This is a genomic window from Nostoc sp. UCD121 (assembly GCF_014222285.1).
Classification (GTDB): domain Bacteria; phylum Cyanobacteriota; class Cyanobacteriia; order Cyanobacteriales; family Nostocaceae; genus Nostoc.
Window position 1 is genome coordinate 13,846 of the sequence record NZ_JACKZS010000001.1, and the last position, 23,367, is coordinate 37,212.

Below are 23,367 nucleotides of genomic sequence, written 5' to 3' on the forward strand. Positions count from 1 at the left end.
CAACTTATGGCTTATATCTACATTCTTGAATGTGCTGATGGTAGTTACTACACAGGTAGTACAACGGATCTTGAGCGGCGGCTGTGGCAACATCAACAAGGTGAGGGCGCAAAGCACACGGCAAAACGGTTGCCTGTGAAGCTAGTCTTCTGCGAGTATTATAAGTCTGTAGTGGATGCTTTTGAGCGTGAGAAGCAAGTGCAAGGTTGGAGTCGAAAAAAGAAGCAAGCTCTGATTTCAGGAGATACAAATTTGTTGCATAATTTAGCCGAATGTCAAAATGAAACTCATTACAATAAATTGGCTAGATTTGACACTTAAAGACTTCGCTCAGGACACCCTTCGACTTTGCTCAGGGGACTTTTCGACTTCGCTCAGGGGACTTTTCGATTTTGTTCAGAGTACTTTTCGACTTCGCTCAATCATCACAAGAACGCTTGGCTCAACTTATCACAATAACGCTCCCTGAGCGGAGTCGAAGGGAGCAGATCAAATTTTCTCTGTTTTACCTTCCTTGTAGCAGCTTTTGCCTTCCTTGCAGCAGCTTCCGCCTTCACGTTTCCGTGTTTCGCGCACTCTGTAGCAATTTCCGTCTTCACATTTCCGTGTTTTGCGTACCCTGTAGCAGCTTTTGCCTTCCTTGCAGCAACTTCCATCTTCACATTTCCGTGTTTCGCGTACCCTGTAGCAACTTCCGCGATCGTTGCAGCAACTTCCGTCTTCACATTTCCGTGTTTCGCGTACCCTGTAGTAACTTCTGCTTTGACTGAGGCTTTTTCTCAAAAATCAACAATTTTACGTATGACAACCTTTTACAAAATTGTCCACTATAGAGTTATCAGTAAATTGGAAAATGAGTATTAAATATGGCGAGACTAAAACGCAACTCACGTACTCTTGGCAAAGCTGAAGTACGTTTAGCAAGCATTAAATCTATTAGTCCAACTCTTGATGTTGGAGAGGGATTAACAGTCAAAGATTATACTGAAAAAATTGCCAGCCTGAGAAAATCTCTAGAAGCATACAACACCACTCTCTCTACTATTGATGTCTTACGAACCCAAATCATTGAAAATGAACAAGATTTAGCAGACTATTCTGAAAAAATCTTAAGTGGGATTGCTTATAAATTTGGTAACAATAGCCATGAGTATCAGATGGCTGGAGGTACTCGGAAAAGCGATCGTAAGCGGGTTGTGCGTCAAAGTGTGGTTTTGCCAAAGTAATACCAATTGGAAAAAAGAAAGCGACAAATAGACCATTTGTAGAGACGCGATGAATCGCGTCTTTTACTGCGATCGCATTCAATTAACGATCCCATCAAAGTCTATAATTATTGATTTTGATTATTTGAGACCACAGTACTAGTTTTGTCATTTTCTAGTTCTCTCATTAAAGAATCAAAACCACTAGCGTTGTTTCCACCTTTAGACAATAAAGATTGAATTTTATTTATTATCGCACTCATATTGTCAGAGAAAAATCTACCAAGATTATTCACAAAGTTTTTCAGTTTCTCAAATATACTAATTTCTACAGTTGAGTACTTATTAACGATTGGATATACAACTTTTCCTTTTTCTGTTTCATAGTACTCTTGTTCAGGCATCAACATAGATGTAAGTGGTTGCATCTGTTTTGCCATATCTGCTTCAGTTCGCTTATGACTGAGGAATAAAACATCGTAAACCTTTCCGTTCCAGCTAGCCCAATAATGGTTTTGGAAAAACCACCGCTTACCATCATCACAATTAGGCTTTTTGCCTTGGTATGGTGTAACTCCAGCTTCACTCAAAAAAGGTTTGGCAATACTTTCAACTGTTATTTTCTCGATGCCAAAATATTCTTCTGCAACTTTTTTAAATGCACGAGCTAATGTCTGACAATCTCCTTCTGGAGAGCCTTTTAAGAGAGTTTCTTGGCTCTTACTCACCATTGTGTATTGAAATTGGATATTTCCAAAGTTTTTGAATAGTTGTTCTAGGATTTTATCTTCTGGTAATGTGTCGTCTATACCATTTACTAATGTTTTGGCTAGTGAGTAATCTTGTAAAAATTTTTGTTTTTTATTTGCCGAGTTATTTGCTGCTAATATTTCTTCAGAGCTTGCTTGGATGTTTCTGCTACCTGGTAAGGTCGTCTGTTGTCCTTCTTGGTTTTGCAAAATAGGTGGATTAAGTTGGCTAACTACAGAAGTAGCTACTCTATCAGCTTCTTGCTCATACTGATCTCCTGGTTGCCCAACAGTAAGTTTTGGCTGTATTATTGGTTCCCGAAGGGGTTGCATTTGTGCCAGCGATACAGTATCAGCACGTTTGATCGCCATTTTGTCAATGTTATGACCAAACTGAAAAGAGTGTTCCTTACCTTGCTGCAACGACTCATTCATTTTTGCCTGTAATACTGTGAGTCGTTCCTGTCCGTCTGGCGTGATAGTGCCATGCTTGGCTTGGATTTTGAGTTTTGTTGCCTCAAATTGATACTCTTGAAATTTCTGATTCTCTACTTTTGCCTGTACTATAGGCTTGTTGGAGCCAAGTTGAGAGTGAGTAGTTAAAAGGTGCTGACCTTGCTCTGACTTAGAAGCGGATGAGTCAGCTTTTTTGTGGATTTGCAGCCGTTCTTTCATCGCTGGTTTCAAAAGTCAATAGTGGTTAATCTATATATTATGTCACTTCAGATTGCTTGATTACTTATACTTAAGTCGAATACTGTTAAAATGTATCATCCATTTTTTTTACAAGACTGACGCAAACCATAGCTGAAAATGAAGATTTCAGCTATGGGCAATTCATTTAGACGCAAAGTCGCTTCTCGCAGGGTATTGCCCAGTTTTGCCTCAGTTAAGAACGCCGTACATTCAAGCAACACCATTCTTTTCGTTTCCACAGGGTAGCAACGACCCAACCATTTTGTTCTAAAGCGTCAGCAACAGCTTTAGATTGTTCTAGTAAAATACCACTGAAGATCGCCCAAGTTTCAGGTTTAGCGATCGCACTCATTTCTGGAACCAACTCAATAATTACATGAGCCAAAATATTGCAAACTATACCATCCACTGGTTTCTCAAGCAGTTTTGTCAAAACCTCTACACTTCCTAGTGCTGGTAGTAAACGTTCTGAGCCAATGTCATTTAGGAGACCATTACTGATAGTTGATTGCACCGCTAAAGGGTCATTATCTACTGCATAGACTTTTTCGGCTCCCAGTAGTAGCGCCCCAATGGAAAGGATACCAGAACCACAGCCAATATCTGCAATTACCAGATGTTCATGTTTGCCACTATTACCCACAAATGACTGAGACACTCCACTCAGTCGCATTTCTAGGGATTCCAAACATAGCTGAGTGGTGGCATGGTTGCCCGTACCAAATGCTACACCAGGGTCAAGACGAATTACCAACCGTTCTGTTGTTTCTGGTAATGGTAGCCACGCGGGGTTAATTAGGAAGCGATCGCCGATTTCTTGCGGATGCCAATATTGTTTCCAGCTAGTTGCCCAATCTTCCTCATCAATTAATTGCCATTGCAGAGAGGGAGATGAAACTCCTACACAAAGGGCATCTTGACGCAGCCACAGTGACAGTGCTGCCAAATCTAGTAGCTGTGTTTGAATTGTCGATAAATAAGCCCTAACTAAAGATGAATTTCCTTTGTTTTCACTAGCTGTCCCACGACAGCCAAAATCTTCCAGTCGCCAAAAGATCGATTCTTCTAGGTCTGGTTCACATAAAATCTGTAGTTCCCACCAGGTGTTTGCCATCTTTCAGAATGGGCTGAACGCCCCGCTATCGCTAACAGGAGTCAGAATTCAGGAGTCAGGAGGAATTATTTGTTTTGACTCCTGGTTCCTGACTCCTGACTCTTAAAGTGTTACTGTATATGCGTCCCGAATTCCAGGGACTTTTATAATCTCATCCAAAATGCCCTCTGGTAAAGGGTCATCTATACTCAGAGCCATTACCGCATCACCACGGACGATTTTACGGCCTACTTGCATACTGGCAATATTCACATTAAAACTGCCCAGTAAGGAACCAAGTTTGCCGATAATCCCCGGCATATCGCGGTGCAGGGTAAACAGCATATATTTGCTGGGTGGGACGTTAATGGGGAAACCGTCAACATCGGTCAGGTGGATTTCCCGCTCACCCAACAAAGCACCTGTGACAGAATGAGTACCCAAAGTACCCGTAGCTTCTAGATGAAGCGTTCCGGCATAGTCTCTAATAGAAGCATCGCGGGTTTCAATTACCCGAATTCCGCGTTCTTTGGCTTCTATGCTGGCATTGACGTAATTTACCCGTTCTCGCAAAGCTTGGTAAAGTAAACCTTTGAGGGCAGCTACTACCAAAGGCTGACTTTTGTTTGTCGCAAGTGCGCCTTGCAGCCGAATATTGAGTACTTCCACGCGTCCGCCAGCTAGCTGTCCTACTAGATTACCTAGAGTTTCTGCTAGCTGCATATAGGGTTTGAGTTCTTCCAACACATCGGGGCCGAGTCCAGGAATGTTGACGGCTGAACGGGCTGGTAGTCCTAAAAGTACATCCCGAATTTGTTCGGCAACATCAATGGCCACATTTACTTGAGCTTCTGCGGTAGAGGCTCCCAAGTGGGGGGTGAGGATAACTTCTTTGCCTAGCGATCGCAATTCCGATTCACCCAATGGTTCTGACTCGAACACATCCAGGGCTGCACCCCCAATCTTACCCGCTTTTAAAGCTGCTGCTAAAGCTACTTCATCAATGATCCCACCACGAGCGCAGTTGATAATCCGGGCTGTGGGTTTCATTTTTGCCAGGGTTGTGGCATTGATTAAGTGGGTAGTTTCTGGGGTTTTCGGGATGTGTAGGGTGATATAGTCTGCTTGCTGGAAGAGTAAATCTAGCTCTACCAACTGACAGCCAATTTGTTCGGCTCGTTCTGTAGAAATAAAAGGGTCATAAGCTAGGAGTTTCATGCCCATTGTCTTAGCTACAGCCGCAACATGGGAGCCAATTTTACCCAAACCGACAACGCCGAGAGTTTTCTTGTAGACTTCCGCGCCGACAAAGCTATTGCGATCCCACGCACCGCGTTTCACCGAAGCGTTAGCATCGGGGATGTGGCGAGACAAAGCCAAAATCATTGCTAGCGCGTGTTCGGCGGCGGCAATTGTGTTTCCCTCTGGAGAATTGACTACTACAATTCCCCGACGTGTGGCTGCGGGAACATCCACATTATCCACACCCACGCCAGCACGACCGATGATTTTTAGCTGAGTGCCGGCTTCAATGATTTCTTGAGTGACCCGCGTACTAGAGCGAATCATCAGTGCGTCATATTCACCAATAATTTCGAGCAGTTGGGCTGGTTTTAGACCTATTTTGACATCAACAGTAGCAACTTGCGAAAGAATGTCAATTCCAGCTTGGTCAATAGAATCTGAGACAAGAACCTTAGACATGATTACTTCATTTAAAGCTACAGGTTTTGCTGCACAAGACTTTTTAGTTTAGTCTTTATCTGTCGCAATTCAGCAAAAATTATTCGTTTTAATATCAACTTCACCTTTACTTACGCTACGTGCTGATGGTATCGAAGCGTGAGTTGCTCCCGGTGGGTACTGCCTCCTAAGTATTTAAAGATGAGTGGCCGTTTGCACCACCCTGTCGCTAAATATAAAGCATTAATAGCACTAAGCACCTATATATTTATTAATAGTTAAGAGTTACCAAAATTTTATTGCCTTAAGCAATTTCCTTTGTGGGGTAGAAACGCTTACAGTCTTGAGTGGGCTGCGACTTTAGCTGAGGCAATGCTCTGCACAACTAACAAATGAGCCAGTAACTATTTTATCTGTAAAATCTTAGTTATTTACCAATACCACAAGTGGTATCATTTAGTCAAAATAAAATATTTACATTATCAAGATTATCGGATCGCAATAAGTAAGTAGACGTAAATCCTAATCATTAATCTACGTGCGTTTCCAAACAGCCCTTTTGTAGATATTGCTAGTGGAGAAATCGCTATAATTCTGATGAGCCAAATGAAGTCAAATATCCTTTGATTTTTGGGGAAACCAGCGATGTTAAACTACAACTTGCCAAGGCACTTGCCCTCAGCCGAGGAACTACCAGACTCTGATGAAACGCCTGTGGATAATGAACTACAAGAATTGATACCAGGTTTGCTGAAGGCGATCCTGCTGATACTTTGGGCAGAACGTATGGACTGGCTATTTGCCATAGATATGGGTATTTATTATCACCCCGATAAACCGCCTATTGTGCCAGATGGATTTTTGAGCTTAGGGGTAGAGCGGTTTTATGATGAAGAGTTGCGTCCCAGTTATGTGCTGTGGGATGAAAATGTTGTACCGATTTTCGTGCTAGAAGTAGTTTCCCAAAATTATCGCAAGGAATACACGACTAAATTGGATGAGTATGAGGCTTTGGGCGTACTTTACTATGTGATTTATTCCTCCCGTCGCCGCCGCAAACCTCATCTAGAAGTACATAAGTTAGTTAATGGTAAGTATGAATTGCAAGAGGGAAATCCTGTTTGGCTACCAGAAATTGGTTTAGGAATTGGTTGCGAAAGGGGAAATTATTGTGGTGTAACGCGAGAATGGATGTATTGGTATGATGAGCAAGGACAACGATATCTCACGCCCGCAGAACAAGTAAAACAAGAAGTACAACGCGCTCAACAAGAATTGCAACGCGCTCAACAAGAATCACAACGCGCTCAACAAGCAGAACAACGGGTGCAACAATTGACAGAACAATTAAGAGCGCTAGGAATCGATCCAGATAATCTGGGTTAACTGAAATATTTTGCAATATTTTCGACAAGACTGATAAATCTGGTTTCTCAGATTTATGTATCTACTATAAATTCGGGTTTGCAACTGAAGCTGTCAACCAAAAAACTATTGCTTTTTAGGAATAACGTTCCTAATTCCACTTTTAGTAGAGACAGTATCACCTTTGTAACGAGGGATGATATGAATACTAGCGTGCATAATATTTTGACCTGCGGCTCGATTAATGTTCATTCCTACATTAAAGCCATCAGGCTCAAATTCACTTTTGAGAATTTCTTGTACTTTGTTCACCATAAACCAGCAGGCAGATTGCTCTTTAAATGGTAGTTCAAAATAGCTGCTAACATGGCGTTTAGGAATAATTAGAACATGACCTTTACTTATAGGGTAGCCATCAAAAATAGCATAAGCAGTTGCTGACTCAGTTAATAGCCTGAGAGTTTTATGGGGATTACAGAATATACAATAGTTAGATGAATTTCGCTGATGATTATAGTGAACATACTCATATACTTGCCGATATTCATCTAAGCAAATTGAAGTAAAGGGGAGTTTGGCAATACACTGATAAGTAGGTTTTTTGTGAACATAATGTTCTCGAAACCCTTCTTTTTTGATATCCCTTCTCACAGCATAATAAGCTTTACCTCCTGGTTTTAATAAATGTGATATTTCCATTAGGACATTAGTTTGTTCTTCGGTAAATAAAACATTTAAAACATAAAAGCAAATTATTGTATCGAATTTATTCTCAGGATATTCTGGAAAATAATAAGGGTCATAGCCTGTAATATCACAACCTTTTTGGCGCAATATTTTAACATCATTACCAAAACCACAACCAAAGTCTAATATTTTGCCTTGGAGAAGGTTTTGATTTAATAAAAACTGTGCTGGAAATGATAGATAACTTCTTTCGATCGCAGTAAGATGGCTGAACTGATTTTTTTGCTGTTTCATAGAATGAATTTTGGTGCTGATGTCCCAAAATTATTATTCCCAGCATTTCTTGAGTTTATGCGATGTTTACGACGGGCTACACCTACGCATCTGGGTCAACACCTAGCTCACGTAACTTAGCTGCTAATATATCAGCACGTTGGCGTTCCTGTTTAGCGCGTTGGCTTTCTTGTTCAGCGCGTTGGTGTTCTTGTTCAGCGCGTTGGCGTTCTTGTTCAGCACGTTGGCGTTCTTGTTGGGCTTGTTCGCTACTCCACAACAGCAAATTTCCTTCTGTATCCCACCAGCGCAGCCAATTCATGGTTTGACATAATCTTTCACCTTGCCAAATTCCGAGAAATAACTCTAACTCAGGAATCCAAAAGCGTCCATTAGCGTCTGCTTGCTGCAAGGTATATTGTCCATTTTGCAAGCATCGTATTTCTAAACTGGGTTCGTAAGGGTCGTAGGTTACGTATGTTGGAACTTGGAGAATCTTTTCGTAATAATAGAGTTTACCGTAGGGTGGAGTTGAGCGAACTGATAGTTCTCCACCTTCTGTGTCTGAAAGAAATTCCATCACTACAGCCACAGCAGCACCTTCTAAATTCGGGGTGTAGCTGCGACGAACTACATTTGTTCCCACAGGCTGCACTTGAGGAACGTAAAACCAGTCTGGGGCTTTGACAACGATTTTTTTGTTGACTGTGGCTACAAGCCCAAAGTTAGAGCCAATCAGCATTTGAGGTTGGATGCGTGCTGCGGTTCCCAAAGCATCGGTAAGCGCAGCAGCGATCGCAGGTTGTTGAATATTTTCCACTGGATCGTCTGGTAAAATGAAGTCGGCTGGAAGTGCTTCCCAAGTAACAATTGGTTCTTTTTGGATGGGGTTAACTTGTAGAACCATAAAATTACTCCTAATATCCATGCACAGTATATTAGTTATTTTTAACAAATCTTCAACCAGCATCGCTCTTAAGCTAAAAATCTAGAAATCTGGAAAGATTTCTCTGACAGGTGTATATACTCGTAGTCAAGCACTTAGCAGGCGTGAGTATGATAGTTGAGTGGTTCACTCTCTGGATAGGTCAAAAAGCGGTTGGATTTCTCGTCAAAACTATTATCAGCGAAGAATTTTTAGAAGATTTAGTTAAGGACTACGCTAAAGATTTTTTCAAACATATCTTTAATAATGCTGTAACTGCGCCCTTTAAGCAAGAACCGCTTCAGAAAGCTGTAGTTATGGCGCTGACAGAATTTTTGCAAGCGATGCAGCAACAGTTAAAGGTTCGTTGCAAACTTTCTGAAGCTGAAATTAAAAATTACGCTGAAGATATCAATAAATTTATCCGTGATAAATCGGTTAAAGAAATTATTGGTCAGGCTTTTGATATTAAATGTGATTCTCTAGATTTTAAAACACTAGCAGATAGTTGGAAAAGACTTCAAATCCAACCTCTACCACCTAAATTTAACTGGCAAACAATCACAGAGCAGTATCTCATACAAGTCCAAGATATTCTTTCGGATTCAGAAGAGTTACGCTATATTCTGGAACTTCAAAAGTTATCTAGTATTGATAAGACTTTAAAAGAAAACGCCAAAGTTTGCAGGTGATATTATTGATGATTTAATTGAACAATATGATGAACAAATAAATGAATGGTGTGAAGTAGAAGTTATTGACATACTTATTCTCGCATCTGAGTGTATGTCAGATGTAAGAAACCGCTTGGCGATTACATCAACTGATAATAAATTAATTGAACGTCTAAAAAAATTAGTTGAGGTTTATGCTCCGTACAGCGGAGAAGATATGGGTTCTACCTTCCCAGAAGAAGCAGCTAACTTAATCGATACAATTCGTACTAAGGTGATTTCAATTATTACAACTACATGGAGTAACCACGTAGAGACATTACCTTGGCTAAAAAATTTAGCTATGTATGGTTATGGATATATGGCACCTATGGCAGTGCAAAAATTAGCACGAGGTTGGAAAGATGACCCAGATACTTTACCAATACTCAAATCTCTTGCTCAAGCTATTCATTATGGAGAGAACACATATAGAGAGAACACATCTGCCTATGCAGCAATACAAGAATTAGCGCGAGGTTGGAAAAATGACCCAGATACTTTGCCAATGCTCAAATCCCTTACTCAATTTAGTGAGGATACAAGCATACAAACTATGGTAGTGCGAGAATTAGCAGGAGGTTGGAAAGATGATCCAGATACTTTGCCAATGCTCAAATTCCTTACTCAGTTTAGTGAGGATAAGAGCATACAAACTATGGCAGTGCAAGAGTTAGCACGAGGTTGGAAAGATGACTCAGATACTTTGCCAATCCTCAAATCTCTTGTTCAGTCTAGTAATGATTGGGTAGTACAAAATACAGTACTGCAAGAATTAGTACAGGGATGGAAAAATGAACTTAATATTTTATCTTTTGTCTTATCTTTCCTCAAAGAATCTGCTCAACTTGATAATTTCGGCTATCTAAAACACAATGTGATGGAAGAACTGATTAAGACTTGGCAGACTAGTTCTGAAATTTATGATTTTCTTTATGAGTGTGCTGTTGATGATTCTTTTAATCCGATATTTTTGGATTTCTCAACTGATAGCACCTCTAATAGCAATCAGATTTCTTCCCGGCAAATAGCACTTAAGGCAATCATTGAGCAATATCCTCAGTATCCCCAGTATCCCAAGACTTTACAACTGTTGCGCGACCTAGTAAAGAATGATCAAGATGAAAAAGTGCGAGAATTTGTTCAGAAAAAGTTAAAGCAGTGGGGAGAGTAAATGTAAGCTGAGTATATACCTAAGAAAATCAGAGAATTGAAAAGCTTGTTGCTACAAGCAGGGTTTACATACCGTCCTGGGAAAGGTAGCCACACTAATTGGTATCATCCCCTGCTATCTGGGAGAGTTACTATATCAGGTAAAGACGGGAATGATGCTAAAGCTTACCAGGAAAAAGATGTTAATAATGCACTTCAAAGGTTAGAAGAAATTAAAAAAGCTCAAGAGGAAGAACAAGAATGAATTCTCACTACACAATAATTATTCAGTGGTCTGATGAAGATGAGTGTTTTGTTGTGAGTCTTCCTGAATGGGGAGAGTTTTGTCATACTCACGGAGATACTTACGAAGAAGCTTTCAAAAATGCTCAAGAAGTTTTAGAAATGCTGATTGAATCATCTTTGGCAGACGGTCAACCTCTACCAGAGCCAAAAACACTAGAAAAGTCGTTAAAAGTAGCATAACTCTAAAGAGCGTAGTTTACCGCTGTAGGCATCGCTTGACACTCAAGACAGTAGCTACACAGCTATTCATTTGAAAACTGCTGTATAAACAGACTCTCAAAATTCCTCAAGAACTTTTAGATATATTGAATGAATCATCTTGAGCAGATATTCATGGTGAACTGTTACCCAAGCTGAAAACACGAGAACAGTAAAAAGTAGCAAAACTCCAAAAAAGCGATCGCTAAACATCTACCCAAATAATCCTAAATTCTCATAAATTATTCTCGAAAATTACGCACCCGAACACCGTCTAGCCGTAGTTGCAGTAAACAAAGCCGACTTCGATCGCAACAATCAGATAGAAAGTGGTTTTCAATCCACTTAATCTAGTGTTAGCAGCTTAGTAGATAGCGTAACAGAAAGGGCGGAGGTGGCATGAATGCAATTACAACAGACACAACTTTTTGAGGAAACTCTCTGGAAAGCCGTTCTCAATCGAGATGCCACAATTGACGGCAAGTTTTTCTACGGTGTTCGTTCCACAGGCATTTATTGCCGACCTATTTGCCCTAGTCGCAGACCAAATCGCAATCAAGTTTGTTTCTTCCAGTCGGTAAAAGAGGCTCAAAGTGCAGGTTTTCGACCTTGTAAGCGCTGTCAGCCACAATTTGAAACAGTTCCAAATCCAGCCAAAGCGAAAATCTTAGCAGTATGTCGATACATTGAAGCACAAAGCGATCGCATCCCCACCCTCTCAGAATTATGCTCTCAAGTGGAAATGAGTCCCAGTTATCTGCAAAAGCTATTCAAGCAAATAATTGGTGTATCCCCTTTTCAATATGCAGATGCGCTGCGTAGCCAACGGTTAAAGCAGCGTCTCCAGTCAGGGGAGGAAATTGCTCATGCAGTTTACGACACGGGGTATGGTTCAAGTAGTCAAATTTATGAAAAAGCACCTAAGCAACTGGGAATGACACCAAAAATTTACCAACAAGCTGGAAAGACAATCACCATTGTCTATGCGATCGCTCCATGTCCGCTAGGATATTTACTGGTGGCAACAACAGACAAGGGGATTTGTGCCGTTAAACTAGGTGATGAAGCAGACAAACTTGAACACATCTTGAATCAAGAATTTCACCAAGCGCACATCATACGTGATGACCACATACACAAAGAATGGATACAAGGAATCCTCGACTTGATTGCGGGAGATGAAACACATCTCGATTTACCACTTGATGTCCGTGGGACAGCATTTCAGAAACAGGTTTGGCAAGTATTACAAAAAATTCCCTATAGCGAAACTCGTACCTACACTGATATTGCTCGTGATATTGCCAAACCCCAAGCAGTCCGTGCGGTGGGAAATGCTTGTGGAGCTAACCCGATCGCACTGATTATACCGTGTCATCGAGTCCTGCGGAGTGATGGCAGTCTTGGTGGTTATCGCTGGGGGATTGAGCGCAAACAAAAACTGCTTATACAAGAATCGAAATTGAGCAAAGATGACTCAAATACCTGAACTAGAATCGTTGACTGAAGAAAGTCTCACCCGTGGTTTAATGGTGCTTGCCAATCTTGACAGCGATTTGGCTCGGATTTTAGAAACACTCGGGCCTCCACCAATATGGTCAAGAGAACCGGGTTTTGCAACGCTTTTGTGCATAATTCTAGAACAGCAAGTTTCCGTAGCGGCTGCAAGGGCTGTATTTAACCGTCTATGTGGGGTTGTTGTACCGCTAACGCCAGAAAATTTTCTGACATTGGATGATATTCAATTAAGAGGGATTGGATTCAGTCGGCAAAAGATTCTATACTGTCGTGGGTTGGCGAATGCGATCGCAAGCGATCAGCTTGACCTCAGCAAGCTGGAAAGAATGGACGAAACTACTATCAGAACTGAGTTAAAGCGCCTCAAAGGTATAGGAGACTGGACAGTTGATATTTATTTACTCATGGCGTTGCAACGTCCTGATGTCTTTCCTAAAGGCGATTTAGCGATCGCGATCGCTTTGCAAAAAATCAAAAACTTGGCGACACGTCCAACACCAGTTCAACTGGAAGCAATGACACAGCACTGGCAACCTTGGCGAGCAGTTGCGGCAAGACTTCTATGGCACTATTACCTAAGTAATCCTAAATAATTGCTCCTTCTCCCTTCTCTAACGAGACGCTGCGCGTTCACGTAGTGTCTCGTAGAGAAGGCGCACTTGGCGCACTTGGTGGTTCGTATAATAAATATAAACTAAATGGCAGAAAATCAATTAAGCCTAACAACAGAAAAGCGTGATAAAACTTTAAACATCCTGCCGATAATCATAGTAATAATTGCATTATTAGCTTTATCTTCAACAGCAATATTTATTAAAATTGCTCTTAGAGAAATGAGCGCTACTGCTACATTATTTAATCGTTTATGGATAGCGACTATTATCTTTGGATTATGGAGTGGAATTAACCAAGCACAAACTCATATTAAAGATGATGAACCTGTATTACCACAGCAGCCTTATCCAATCAAAGAGATATCGTTTTTAATAGCAGTTGGTCTAGTTCATGTATTAGGTAGATTATCTTGGACTTGGGCGCTAACCCAGACTGGTGCTGCTAATGCTAATGCGTTAGGTAGTCTTAATCCCCTATTTACTACATTAGGAGGATGGCTATTTTTTAATCAGATTTTTGGGCGCAAATTTATCATCGGTCTGATATTAGCCATAATCGGTGCGATCGCAGTTGGATTTGAAGATTTATTACGCTCTAATAATAATTTTACAGGTGATGCTGTTGCCCTAATCTCGTCGATATTTTATGCAGCAAACTTTTTACTGATCGAGCAAATCCGCAATAAGTTTTCAATTATTACTATCCTTCTGTGGCGCTGTGTCATCGCAACTTCATTGATGATTCCAGTAGTGCTAATCTTTGAAAAACAACCTTTGCCAGTTTCTTTGTCAGGGTGGTTAGTAGTATTTGCACTAGCTGCTATTTGCGAAGCCTTGGGTCATGGGCTAATTGTATACAGCCTGAAAACTTTTTCTTCAGGATTTATCTCTTTACTTTTGTTACTCAATCCAGTTATTGTTGCTATTCTTGCTTGGATACTTTTCTCGGAAAATTTGAGTATTTTTAACTTGCTAGGGTTGGCATTAATTTTAGGGGGTATATATTTAGCAATTTCTAACCAAGGATCTATCAAATCTAGCGTTAATCCACCCATACAATCTCTACAGGAAAGTGAATCTTAATAAGTTCGTAGTAAGGACTTTAGTCGTGATTTTCTAAGAGGCTGTTTTAAAAGTCCTCTTATCGGTAATAAAACGTTCTAGATCCCCCTAAATCCACGCCAGTTGCTCATGGGGGAAACCCCCTTGGCGCTAGCCTCTCCCTTTGGGAGAAGACCGCACTGGCTCCCCTTAAAAAGGGGGACTTTGATTCCGGTTCCCCCCTTTTTTAAGGGGGGTTAGGGGGGATCAATAAGTGCAAAGATACAACCAACCACTTTTCAAACATCTTCTAAGGACTAAAGTCCTTACTACAAACCCTCAAAATAACTCTAATACTTGCGTAATCTCGGTGGTAAATCGGTTACAGTTTCCCCGTGAAGACTCGTTCCGCCGGGCCTGTCATGTAAACCCGTTGGTCGATTTCTGACCATTCAATTTCCAAGGGGCCACCAGGTAATTCTACAGTGGCAGTGCGATCGCATTTCCCGGTTAACACACCAGCCACTAAAGAAGCGCAAGCACCAGTCCCACAAGCTAATGTAATCCCAGCACCCCGTTCCCACACCCGCATTTTTAAATAGTCAGGGCGCACCACTTGAATAAACTCGGTATTTATGCGTTGTGGAAAAGCTGGGTGATGCTCAAATTTCGGGCCTATGCTTTCTAGTTCAATTGCTGCTACATCTTCCACAAAGGTAATGCAGTGAGGATTTCCCATATTTACACAAGTTACATCCCAAGTTTTGCCCGCCACCTCCAACGGCTGAGAAATTACTTTTTCTTCAACAGGTGCAAGAGTGGTAGGAATTTCGCCAGCGAGTAATCTGGGTAAACCCATATCTACTTTAACTAGACCATCAGATAAGAGTTGGGGAGTCATTACACCACCCAAAGTATGAATCCGATATGAATCTTTATTTCGGGATTGACCTTCTAAATCTGCCAAAAAGCCAGCTAAACAGCGAATGCCATTGCCACACATTTCTGGTTCCGAACCATCAGAATTAAAAATCCGCATGGTGTAGTCAGTGCCGTTTTCTCCAGGCAGGGCAAAAATTACACCATCAGCACCGATACCAAAATGGCGATCGCACAACTGGATGGCTTGCTCTGGAGTCAATACGGGCAAAGATGACGAGCGATTGTCAATCAGAATAAAATCGTTGCCCAGACCATGATACTTAGTAAATTCGATTGCCATTTTCTCAAGGATGAATTATCAAGGATTAGTTACTCTTTATTTTGCCTTGTAGGTTCATCTTTACTAAAAATGCTTACCGAATTTGACACCACTTTACCCAGTATTAGACTTGTCCAAAACCTGATTAAACAAACAACGCCAGTTGAGTTAAAGCTGGTGACTCAGGATGTACTCACAGGAAAGGTTGTATGGCAAGATCCACAGTGTATCTGTATTGCTGATGAAAACAGTCAGCAAACCACCGTTTGGAAACAAGCGATCGCATACATCAAACCGAAAACAAGTCAGGAATAGAATTTTGGTTGCGATCGCTATAAGATTTTAGTTAGCGATCGCTCGTTTGTATACAATACACCCTGGTATCATGATTCATTCTGTGAGCGGTAGCGGGACGTTTAGCGCATTCTGACTCCTGAATTCTGCTTGATAAGAGAAAATCAATGCGAAAGTTCCCAATCTTGCAACATCAAAATAGCATCTCTATACAAAGACAAATCCACCTGGTGGACTTCCATTCCCTGCCCAATTCCTTCTAGAAGAGTGATTGTCAAATTTCCTCCCAAGTGTTCGCGGAACTCGGTAAGCCCCCTAAATAGACAATCGGGATGGTCTAGTTGATCTAATTGCTCTGAAAGTGCCGATACATACAATGTAAACCCCAACTTACTGAGCGTATATAGAACACTTTGCCACTCAGATTTCAAGAGTTGACCTGTTAAATATGAATAGGTCGTATCCAAAGCAATGCCGATCGCTACAGCTTCACCGTGACGTAAACTGTAATTAGTTAAATGCTCTAGTTTATGAGCAGCCCAGTGTCCAAAATCCAAAGGACGCGATGAACCCATTTCAAAGGGATCGCCGCCACCAGCAATATGCTCTAAATGCAATTGCGAACAGCGATAGATCAGTCTTTCCATTATGTCCATATCCCGATTAGCCAATTTATCGGCATTAGTCATAATGAAATCGAAGAAATCTGCATCTTTAATCAGCGCAACTTTCACCGCTTCTGCAATACCCGATCGCCAATCTCGATCGTCAAGGCTAGTCAGAAAATCAAAGTCATTTAAGACAGCATAAGGCGGCATGAATGTACCCAAAAAGTTTTTCTTGCCGAAAGCATTGATTCCGTTTTTTACCCCTACACCCGAATCGTTTTGCCCTAATACTGTTGTCGGTACTCGTAGCAGCCGAATTCCTCGATGAGCCGTTGTTGCTGCGTATCCCACCATATCTAGGACGGCTCCACCTCCAATTGCTAAAACATAAGAGTGACGGCACAATCCAGCCGCATTGATTCGCTGATGAATTTGCTCTATAAATCTAGAATCGTTCTTAACCCCTTCTCCACCAAGAACTACTATCGGCTCACCGCTCAGTGTTAGTACATCTTCATAATACTCAGCATAGACTGATAATTTTTTGAGTAAGCCATCCTGATACTGTAAAAATCCTCCATCTACGACTGCTAGTACTTGCTTTGGAGTTGTTTCCCCATCTGCGGCAATCACTTGTGCAAATAAAGGATTATCTAATTGAAACAGACCTCTAGTGAAGTGAACATCATAGTTGAAGGTCACGCGGACACATTGGTTAATTGGTTGCAGATTAAGAGCGGTTTTTTGTTTAATAGCCATTTAAAGTATTATTATTTTTTAGTAACTGTGAATATATGCACTAATGCAATTACAATTGACACTAAATTCAAGATAGTAAAATATCAAATAGTTCAGCCTTTAGATGATTTTTAAACAGTTAAAATCATTAAACTAATCGTACTTTTAAATTGCATTCATCGTGGTAGATAAAGTTAAAAATAATATTAATTTACACTTTTATTAATGCCTATGCTTTATATCTGAAGTTAGCAATGGATATTCTTATTTAGATAAGATTCTAATTTTTTTCCGTAAGTTAATTCTAGAGTTTATCTAATTAAAATAGGATCTTTACAATATCTTCTCTAAAATCGGGAAAATTTTATAGATTCAGTAAAGTTACGAACTCAGTAGTATATTATTAGCTGTTTTAAACACAAAGTATCAAGTTTAGTGGTAGATTTTATACTTAGTTGTCACAAAAAAGTTGGGCAACTTCTCCTGAAATTTATCATGAGTAAAGTAAACAAGTTACTGCATCACTGGCTGTTAAAGTCTGTTTCAGAGAAAGCTTTTGCTTGGCTACAGCAGAAGCAGGCACAAATTTCTAGCGGCGCTGCTGAAAGAGTTTTTTTCACGGCATTTAGTGCTGTACCGCGTTATCTAAGTAAACAGGATTTGCAGCTAACATTCCAGGACTTGGAAGCAGCAGAAGATGTGATTCCCGGTTGGTATCCTGGTAATTGGAGTGTAGATCAAGCAGGTCGCACACTCTTGCTTCTAGCTTTGCCCCACGATGATGCCCAGGGGTATGTGCGCTCGCTCGATCAAGTCTTCTCCACTGCCGATATGGGGGAGTTAGTTGCTCTTTATCAAAGTTTGCCGCTATTACCACATCCAGAGTTACATCGCCACCGCGCTGCTGAGGGAATCCGCAGCAATATGAGTAATGTATTCCAAGCTATAGCGCTACGTAATCCTTATCCAGCGAATTATTTAGACAATGCTGCTTGGAACCAGATGGTACTGAAGGCTGTGTTTGTCGGCAGTCCTTTGCATCTAATTTGGGGACTAGACCAACGTGCTAACCCAGAATTAGCGAAGATGTTAGCAGACTATGCCCATGAACGTTGGGCAGCTAAACGCTCAGTTACACCAGAACTTTGGCGACCTGTAGGGCGGTTTGCGGATAGTGCCATCATCACAGATTTGGAAAAAGTACTGGCTAATGGCGATACAGTCGAACAAGAAGCCGCAGCGTTAGCTTGTGCTGAGTCTCCTTTACCCCAAGCGCAAGCATTACTTTCTCGTTACCCAGATTTACAGTCATCCATTCAACAAGGTAATCTGACTTGGAACAGTTTTAGCCGCAAGTGAGTGGGGAGTAGGCAATGGAGATAAGGGAGATGAGGAGAATAACCCATTCCCAATGCCCAATGCCCGATGTCCAACAATATCCAATGCCAAATACCCAATTATTGAAACCATGATGTATATCGATCCTCACATTCACATGTGTTCCCGTACTACTTACGATTACTTAGTAATGCGGGAATATGGCATTGTCGCCGTTATTGAACCAGCCTTTTGGTTAGGACAACCCCGAACAAATGCTGGCTCCTTTAAAGACTACTTCAGTAGCCTTGTAGGCTGGGAACGGTTTCGTGCTAGTCAGTTTGGCATCCAACACTACTGCACAATCGGCCTAAATCCGAAAGAAGCTAACAATGAAGCGCTAGCAGATGAAGTTATGGAACTGCTGCCACTTTATGCCTGTAAAGAAGGAGTTGTTGCCATTGGGGAAATTGGCTATGACGATATGACAGAAGCAGAAGATAAGTACTTTTGTCAACAGTTAGAATTAGCCAAAGAACTTGATACGTTGGTACTAATTCATACGCCTCACCGCAATAAGAAGGCGGGTGCTATTCGGAGCATGGAACGCTGCATTGAATATGGCTTAGATCCTTCACAAGTAATTATCGATCACAATAACGAAGAAACCGTTGAAGAAGTATTAGGACGAGGTTTTTGGGCAGCTTTCACAATTTACCCACAGACGAAAATGGGTAACGCCAGGATGGTAGAAGTTGTCCGTAAGTATGGATGTGATCGCATCATTGTAGATAGTAGCGCTGATTGGGGTATCAGCGATCCTTTGGCTGTCCCGAAAACGGCTCAGTTGATGTTAGATAGGGGCATTCCTGAAGAACATGTGCGAGCAGTTTGTTATGAAAATGCCCTAGCTGCTTACAGTCAAACTGGGCAGATGAAAGCTTCAGACTGGCTCAATCCCCAATCTATCGATCAGCGTCAGATGTTCAATGGTAATTCTGTATTGCGGGGACAAGAACCAGGAATCAAATCAGCTTCAGATTTTGTGTTGATTGAATAGAAAATTGGGGAGAGACGCGATTAATCACGTCTGTACTAGGGAAGAGGAATTGCATAAATATCTAATTCATTTGCAATATGCGGTTTATTTTAAAAAATTACTAGGCATGGAGGCAGATAAATAAGTGAATGTTGCAAGCTTAAATTTTCAAAGCTGGCGGGGTTATCTGGAATTGATGCGTCCGGCTAATATTGTTACTGCATGGGCGGATATTCTTCTCGGTTTTGCTGCTTCTGGCTCTGGGATTATTTTTGTTCAATTAATTAATGGAGAATCAAATTTTCCTGTACTAATTCCATTAGCTTGGTTGTTATTGGCTACAACTGGTTTATACGGCGGCGGTATAGTTTTTAATGATGTTTTCGATGCAGACTTAGATGCAAAAGAACGACCAAATAGAGCAATTCCTAGTGGTCGCGTATCTCGTCAAAATGCTACTTTATTGGGAAGTACACTGTTTGCGATCGGGATTACAGCTGCTTTTCAAGTATCCTGGTTGAGTGCTGCGATCGCTATATTTATCACTCTTTCATCCCTTTTATATGACTCACTTGCCAAACATCATCCTTTTTTTGGCCCTTTAAATATGGGTTTGTGTCGTGGCAGTAACTTATTATTAGGTGTAAGTGCTGTACCCGCAATAGTCTGGGAACTTTGGTATTTAGCACTAATTCCTGTTCTTTATATTGCTGCTATCACCGCAATTAGTCAGGGTGAAGTTCACGGTGGTAAGAAGATTACGGGAGTACTGGCACTATTGCTAATTGCAATAGTTTTGACGGCAGTTTTAGCTTTAGGATTATTAGAAGAGTATACAGCGATCGCAGCACTACCATTCGCTGTTTTATTAGCGATCAGAGTCTTGCCTAATTTTATCAAAGCTGCCCGTGAACCGATAGCCGATAATATCCGAAATGCTGTAAAAATAGGCGTTTTATCTCTAATAGTCTTAGATGCAACCGTTGCATCTGGTTTTGCTGGTTTGTATTACGGTTTATTCGTTCTAATTTTGCTACCATTTTCGATGAAGTTAGCAAAAGTATTTGCTGTTACTTAAATTTGAATGCATACACTCAGTAATACCATTAGTCGGCTGTAGGGGCGCATAGATGTGCACCCCTACCCATGAATATGTAGCAAGTATTTTGTGAAATAGTTTAAGCCAAAGGAAAGAGATTACATATACAAGGAGAGAGCTAGAAAATGAAAATTACAAAAAACAATAATTTTCACTTAACTTATTGCAGCAATATTCATCCTGGTGAAAGTTGGCTAGAGGTTTTCGATAATTTAAAAAATTATATTCCCAAACTCAAATCACGTTTATCACCTACAGAACCTTTTGGTATTGGCTTGAGGTTAGCAGATGTTGCTGCAAAAGAGCTTTTACAAAGTAATAACTTAGCTATCTTTCAAGCTTGGCTGACTCAAGAAGATTTATATGTTTTTACCTTAAACGGATTCCCTTATGGCGGATTTCATCGACAGGTGGTAAAAGACCAAGTTTATGCACCAGATTGGTCTACACAAGAACGGGTTAATTATACATTAAACTTGGCACATATTTTAGCTAGTCTATTACCCCAAGGACTTGATGGCGGAATTTCTACACTGCCATTATCCTATAAACCTTGGTGGGTAAAAGACCAAGTAACTTTCGATACTGTTCTGAAAAAGAGTTGTTTGAACATAGCATCAGTTGTTGTAGAAATGATTCGAATCCATGAAAAGACAGGCAAGATACTTCATATTGATTTAGAACCTGAGCCTGATGGTTTAATTGAAAATACCTCAGAAGTAATAGATTATTATCAAAATTGGTTATTGCCAATCGGTAGTAGTTATTTATCAGAGAAATTAAATATTGAGCAGAGTTTAGCAGAAACTAAATTGCTAGAACACGTTCGTATTTGCTATGATACCTGCCATTTTTCGGTCGAATATGAAGAACCACAATCTGTATTTGCACGTTTGCAATCAGCAGGAATTAAGATTGGAAAAATTCAAATTAGCGCTGCAATTAAAGTAAAAATACCTGCTGAGGTTGAGAAGCGTAATTTGATAGTTGAACGTTTACGTCCTTTTGCAGAATCTACCTATCTTCACCAGGTAATAGAACGTCGCAGCGATGGTACACTCCATCACTATCCTGACTTAATAACTGCATTACCACATTTAGAGCAATCTCTAGCTGAAGAATGGCGCACTCACTTTCATGTCCCAATTTTTATTCATGATTATCAAATTTTGCAATCTACCCAAGATGATATTGCTACTGTTTTGCATCTACTTCAAACAAACGATGCTTGCTCACATTTAGAAATTGAGACTTACACTTGGGATGTATTGCCATCAGAAATGAAGATAGATTTGCTGACTTCTATTCAGCGAGAATATGAATGGGTATTAAAAGAATTCGCCGCAAATTAAGAAGGGACTAAGTTTATGAAAAAAACAGTTATTCTAAATGTCGTAGGATTAACGCCCAATTTACTAGGAGAAAACACGCCGTTTTTATCTTCTTGGGCGGCTATTGGGCAAGTCGTTCCCATCAAAAAAGTGCTACCTGCTGTAACTTGTTCGGTTCAGGCTACTTATTTAACAGGAAAATTGCCTGATGAACATGGAATTGTTGCTAATGGTTGGTACTTCCGCGATGAATGTGAAGTTAAGTTTTGGCGACAATCTAATAAACTAGTGCAGGCTCCCAAAGTTTGGGAAATAGCTAAATCAATCGATCCAAACTTTACTTGTGCCAACCTTTTTTGGTGGTACAACATGTACTCTACGGCAGATTATGCGATTACGCCGCGCCCGATGTATCCCGCAGATGGGAGAAAATTACCTGATATTTATACACATCCTAGTGATGTGCGATCGCAAATTCAATCTGATTTAGGAAACTTCCCTCTGTTCGATTTCTGGGGGCCAAAGACTTCCATTAGTTCTAGTCAATGGATTGCCAATTCCGCAAAATGGATTGAGGAACGCTACAGCCCAACATTATCAATGGTTTATCTACCACATTTAGATTACTGTCTGCAAAAATTTGGTAACAATCAAACACAGATTCAAGCAGATTTGCGAGAAATTGATGCTGTTTGTGGGGATTTAATTGAATATTTTCAAGCACGTAATACTCAGGTAATTATTCTTTCTGAGTATGGCATTACCCCAGTTTCTAAAGCTGTGGATTTGAACCGCGTACTACGGGAAAATGGTTTAATCGCTGTGCGAGAAGAATTAGGGCGAGAACTGCTCGATTTTGGTGCTAGCATTGCCTTTGCCGTTGCCGATCACCAAATTGCTCATGTGTATGTGAACGATCCGGCGTATATCCCAAAAGTGCGATCGCTTTTAGAAGCAACTGAAGGCGTAGCGCAGGTATTGGATGAAGAGGGTAAACAAGCCTACCATCTCGATCATCCTAGATCGGGTGAGTTGGTAGCGATCGCTCAATCTGACACTTGGTTTACCTATTATTATTGGCTCGATGATGCGAAAGCGCCTGATTTTGCTAGAACTGTAGATATCCACCGCAAGCCTGGTTACGATCCTGTAGAACTTTTCCTTGATCCGCAAATTAAATTTCCTCAAGGAAAAATTGCTCTTAAACTACTTAAGAAACAACTCGGTTTTCGCTACTTAATGGATGTGATTCCTCTGGATGCTTCTCTGGTGCGTGGCTCTCACGGTAATATCACCACTTCCCCAGCTGAAGGGCCTCTATTTATCACCCATCAAACTCACCTAGTTGATGAAAATCGCATTGAGGCGACAGATGTTTGCTCGTTGATTCTCAAACATTTAAATACCTGAAAGGCAGTGTAGAGAAGATATATCGCCTCTGCATCTTACCAAAATAGAAAAAAATTTATGGTAATTCATAATCATTTCGAGTATGATTTATATATAAACTCGTTATGACTAT

Annotated in this window: 24 protein-coding genes; 16 read left to right on the forward strand and 8 right to left on the reverse strand. The window is 40.7% G+C overall.

The genetic code is table 11. From position 1 onward, the window contains the following. Positions 1 to 6 precede the first annotated feature (6 nt). Positions 7 to 321 carry a GIY-YIG nuclease family protein gene (locus tag GNF10_RS00065; RefSeq protein ID WP_185585049.1) on the forward strand — a complete coding sequence of 105 codons (315 nt, stop codon included), beginning with the start codon at positions 7 to 9 and terminating at the stop codon, positions 319 to 321. A gap of 104 nt (positions 322 to 425) precedes the next feature. Here GNF10_RS00065 and GNF10_RS38230 read toward each other — a convergent pair whose 3' ends face one another. Beyond that, entirely contained in the window at positions 426 to 725 is a 300-nt protein-coding gene (locus GNF10_RS38230; RefSeq protein ID WP_260446040.1) for a hypothetical protein, read from the reverse strand. Positions 726 to 866: 141 nt separating this feature from the next. Between GNF10_RS38230 and GNF10_RS00075 the strand changes: the two genes are divergently transcribed. Further along, complete coding sequence (locus GNF10_RS00075) at positions 867 to 1,226, forward strand: hypothetical protein (RefSeq protein ID WP_185585050.1); 360 nt, start codon at positions 867 to 869, stop codon at positions 1,224 to 1,226. A 107-nt stretch (positions 1,227 to 1,333) separates the two neighbouring features. Here the strand turns inward: GNF10_RS00075 and GNF10_RS00080 are convergent, their stop codons facing one another. From GNF10_RS00080 to serA, 3 genes are all read right to left on the reverse strand, one after another. Beyond that, positions 1,334 to 2,629, reverse strand: a complete 1,296-nt coding sequence (locus GNF10_RS00080; RefSeq protein ID WP_185607095.1) for a hypothetical protein — start codon at positions 2,627 to 2,629, stop codon at positions 1,334 to 1,336. Between the two features lie 214 nt (positions 2,630 to 2,843). Then, positions 2,844 to 3,764, reverse strand: coding sequence for a 50S ribosomal protein L11 methyltransferase (prmA, locus tag GNF10_RS00085; protein WP_185586471.1), 921 nt, complete (start codon positions 3,762 to 3,764; stop codon positions 2,844 to 2,846). A 102-nt stretch (positions 3,765 to 3,866) separates the two neighbouring features. Beyond that, the gene (gene serA / locus GNF10_RS00090) at positions 3,867 to 5,447 is read right to left on the reverse strand and encodes a phosphoglycerate dehydrogenase (protein ID WP_114085299.1); all 1,581 of its coding nucleotides are present in this window, start codon (positions 5,445 to 5,447) and stop codon (positions 3,867 to 3,869) included. Positions 5,448 to 6,071: 624 nt separating this feature from the next. Between serA and GNF10_RS00095 the strand changes: the two genes are divergently transcribed. Further along, positions 6,072 to 6,812 (forward strand): Uma2 family endonuclease, encoded by a 741-nt coding sequence (locus GNF10_RS00095; RefSeq protein WP_185586472.1) that lies wholly within the window; start codon positions 6,072 to 6,074, stop codon positions 6,810 to 6,812. Between the two features lie 105 nt (positions 6,813 to 6,917). Here GNF10_RS00095 and GNF10_RS00100 read toward each other — a convergent pair whose 3' ends face one another. Beyond that, entirely contained in the window at positions 6,918 to 7,772 is an 855-nt protein-coding gene (locus GNF10_RS00100) for an HIT family protein (protein ID WP_185586473.1), read from the reverse strand. Positions 7,773 to 7,854: 82 nt separating this feature from the next. Beyond that, positions 7,855 to 8,658: a Uma2 family endonuclease gene (locus GNF10_RS00105; RefSeq protein WP_185586474.1), complete on the reverse strand. Its 804-nt coding sequence runs from the start codon at positions 8,656 to 8,658 to the stop codon at positions 7,855 to 7,857. Positions 8,659 to 8,807: 149 nt separating this feature from the next. Between GNF10_RS00105 and GNF10_RS00110 the strand changes: the two genes are divergently transcribed. The 7 genes from GNF10_RS00110 (at position 8,808) to GNF10_RS00140 (ending at position 14,260) form a co-directional block, all read left to right on the forward strand. Then, entirely contained in the window at positions 8,808 to 9,368 is a 561-nt protein-coding gene (locus GNF10_RS00110; protein WP_185586475.1) for a hypothetical protein, read from the forward strand. Between the two features lie 94 nt (positions 9,369 to 9,462). Next, positions 9,463 to 10,563: a HEAT repeat domain-containing protein gene (locus GNF10_RS00115; RefSeq protein ID WP_185586476.1), complete on the forward strand. Its 1,101-nt coding sequence runs from the start codon at positions 9,463 to 9,465 to the stop codon at positions 10,561 to 10,563. Between the two features lie 15 nt (positions 10,564 to 10,578). Continuing rightward, on the forward strand, positions 10,579 to 10,806 hold the full coding sequence (locus tag GNF10_RS00120; protein WP_185586483.1) for a type II toxin-antitoxin system HicA family toxin: 228 nt from the start codon (positions 10,579 to 10,581) through the stop codon (positions 10,804 to 10,806). After that, a complete protein-coding gene (locus GNF10_RS00125; RefSeq protein WP_163933256.1) occupies positions 10,803 to 11,027 on the forward strand; it encodes a type II toxin-antitoxin system HicB family antitoxin in 225 nt (74 codons plus the stop codon). Before GNF10_RS00120 ends, GNF10_RS00125 begins: the two co-directional genes overlap by 4 nt. Positions 11,028 to 11,448: 421 nt before the next feature. Next, positions 11,449 to 12,534, forward strand: a complete 1,086-nt coding sequence (gene ada / locus GNF10_RS00130; protein ID WP_185586477.1) for a bifunctional DNA-binding transcriptional regulator/O6-methylguanine-DNA methyltransferase Ada — start codon at positions 11,449 to 11,451, stop codon at positions 12,532 to 12,534. Further along, positions 12,518 to 13,156 (forward strand): DNA-3-methyladenine glycosylase, encoded by a 639-nt coding sequence (locus GNF10_RS00135; RefSeq protein ID WP_185586478.1) that lies wholly within the window; start codon positions 12,518 to 12,520, stop codon positions 13,154 to 13,156. The genes ada and GNF10_RS00135 overlap by 17 nt, the downstream gene beginning before the upstream one ends. Before the next feature lie 105 nt (positions 13,157 to 13,261). Then, entirely contained in the window at positions 13,262 to 14,260 is a 999-nt protein-coding gene (locus GNF10_RS00140) for a DMT family transporter (RefSeq protein ID WP_185586479.1), read from the forward strand. A gap of 340 nt (positions 14,261 to 14,600) precedes the next feature. Here the strand turns inward: GNF10_RS00140 and dapF are convergent, their stop codons facing one another. Then, the gene (dapF, locus tag GNF10_RS00145; RefSeq protein ID WP_185586480.1) at positions 14,601 to 15,440 is read right to left on the reverse strand and encodes a diaminopimelate epimerase; all 840 of its coding nucleotides are present in this window, start codon (positions 15,438 to 15,440) and stop codon (positions 14,601 to 14,603) included. 69 nt (positions 15,441 to 15,509) lie between these two features. Here dapF and GNF10_RS00150 point away from each other — a divergent pair, with 69 nt between their 5' ends. Beyond that, positions 15,510 to 15,734: an RNA chaperone Hfq gene (locus GNF10_RS00150; protein WP_185586481.1), complete on the forward strand. Its 225-nt coding sequence runs from the start codon at positions 15,510 to 15,512 to the stop codon at positions 15,732 to 15,734. Positions 15,735 to 15,877: 143 nt separating this feature from the next. Here GNF10_RS00150 and GNF10_RS00155 read toward each other — a convergent pair whose 3' ends face one another. Further along, positions 15,878 to 17,080 carry a 3-dehydroquinate synthase gene (locus tag GNF10_RS00155; RefSeq protein WP_185586482.1) on the reverse strand — a complete coding sequence of 401 codons (1,203 nt, stop codon included), beginning with the start codon at positions 17,078 to 17,080 and terminating at the stop codon, positions 15,878 to 15,880. 474 nt (positions 17,081 to 17,554) lie between these two features. Between GNF10_RS00155 and GNF10_RS00160 the strand changes: the two genes are divergently transcribed. The 5 genes from GNF10_RS00160 (at position 17,555) to GNF10_RS00180 (ending at position 23,255) form a co-directional block, all read left to right on the forward strand. Then, positions 17,555 to 18,418, forward strand: coding sequence for an EboA family metabolite traffic protein (locus GNF10_RS00160; RefSeq protein ID WP_185579895.1), 864 nt, complete (start codon positions 17,555 to 17,557; stop codon positions 18,416 to 18,418). A gap of 52 nt (positions 18,419 to 18,470) precedes the next feature. Then, entirely contained in the window at positions 18,471 to 19,436 is a 966-nt protein-coding gene (locus GNF10_RS00165; protein WP_260445863.1) for a TatD family hydrolase, read from the forward strand. A gap of 124 nt (positions 19,437 to 19,560) precedes the next feature. Further along, a complete protein-coding gene (eboC, locus tag GNF10_RS00170) occupies positions 19,561 to 20,493 on the forward strand; it encodes a UbiA-like protein EboC (protein WP_311774086.1) in 933 nt (310 codons plus the stop codon). A 146-nt stretch (positions 20,494 to 20,639) separates the two neighbouring features. After that, positions 20,640 to 21,866, forward strand: coding sequence for a metabolite traffic protein EboE (gene eboE / locus GNF10_RS00175; RefSeq protein WP_185579898.1), 1,227 nt, complete (start codon positions 20,640 to 20,642; stop codon positions 21,864 to 21,866). Positions 21,867 to 21,881: 15 nt separating this feature from the next. Next, a complete protein-coding gene (locus tag GNF10_RS00180) occupies positions 21,882 to 23,255 on the forward strand; it encodes an alkaline phosphatase family protein (RefSeq protein WP_185579902.1) in 1,374 nt (457 codons plus the stop codon). The last annotated feature ends 112 nt before the right edge of the window (positions 23,256 to 23,367 follow it).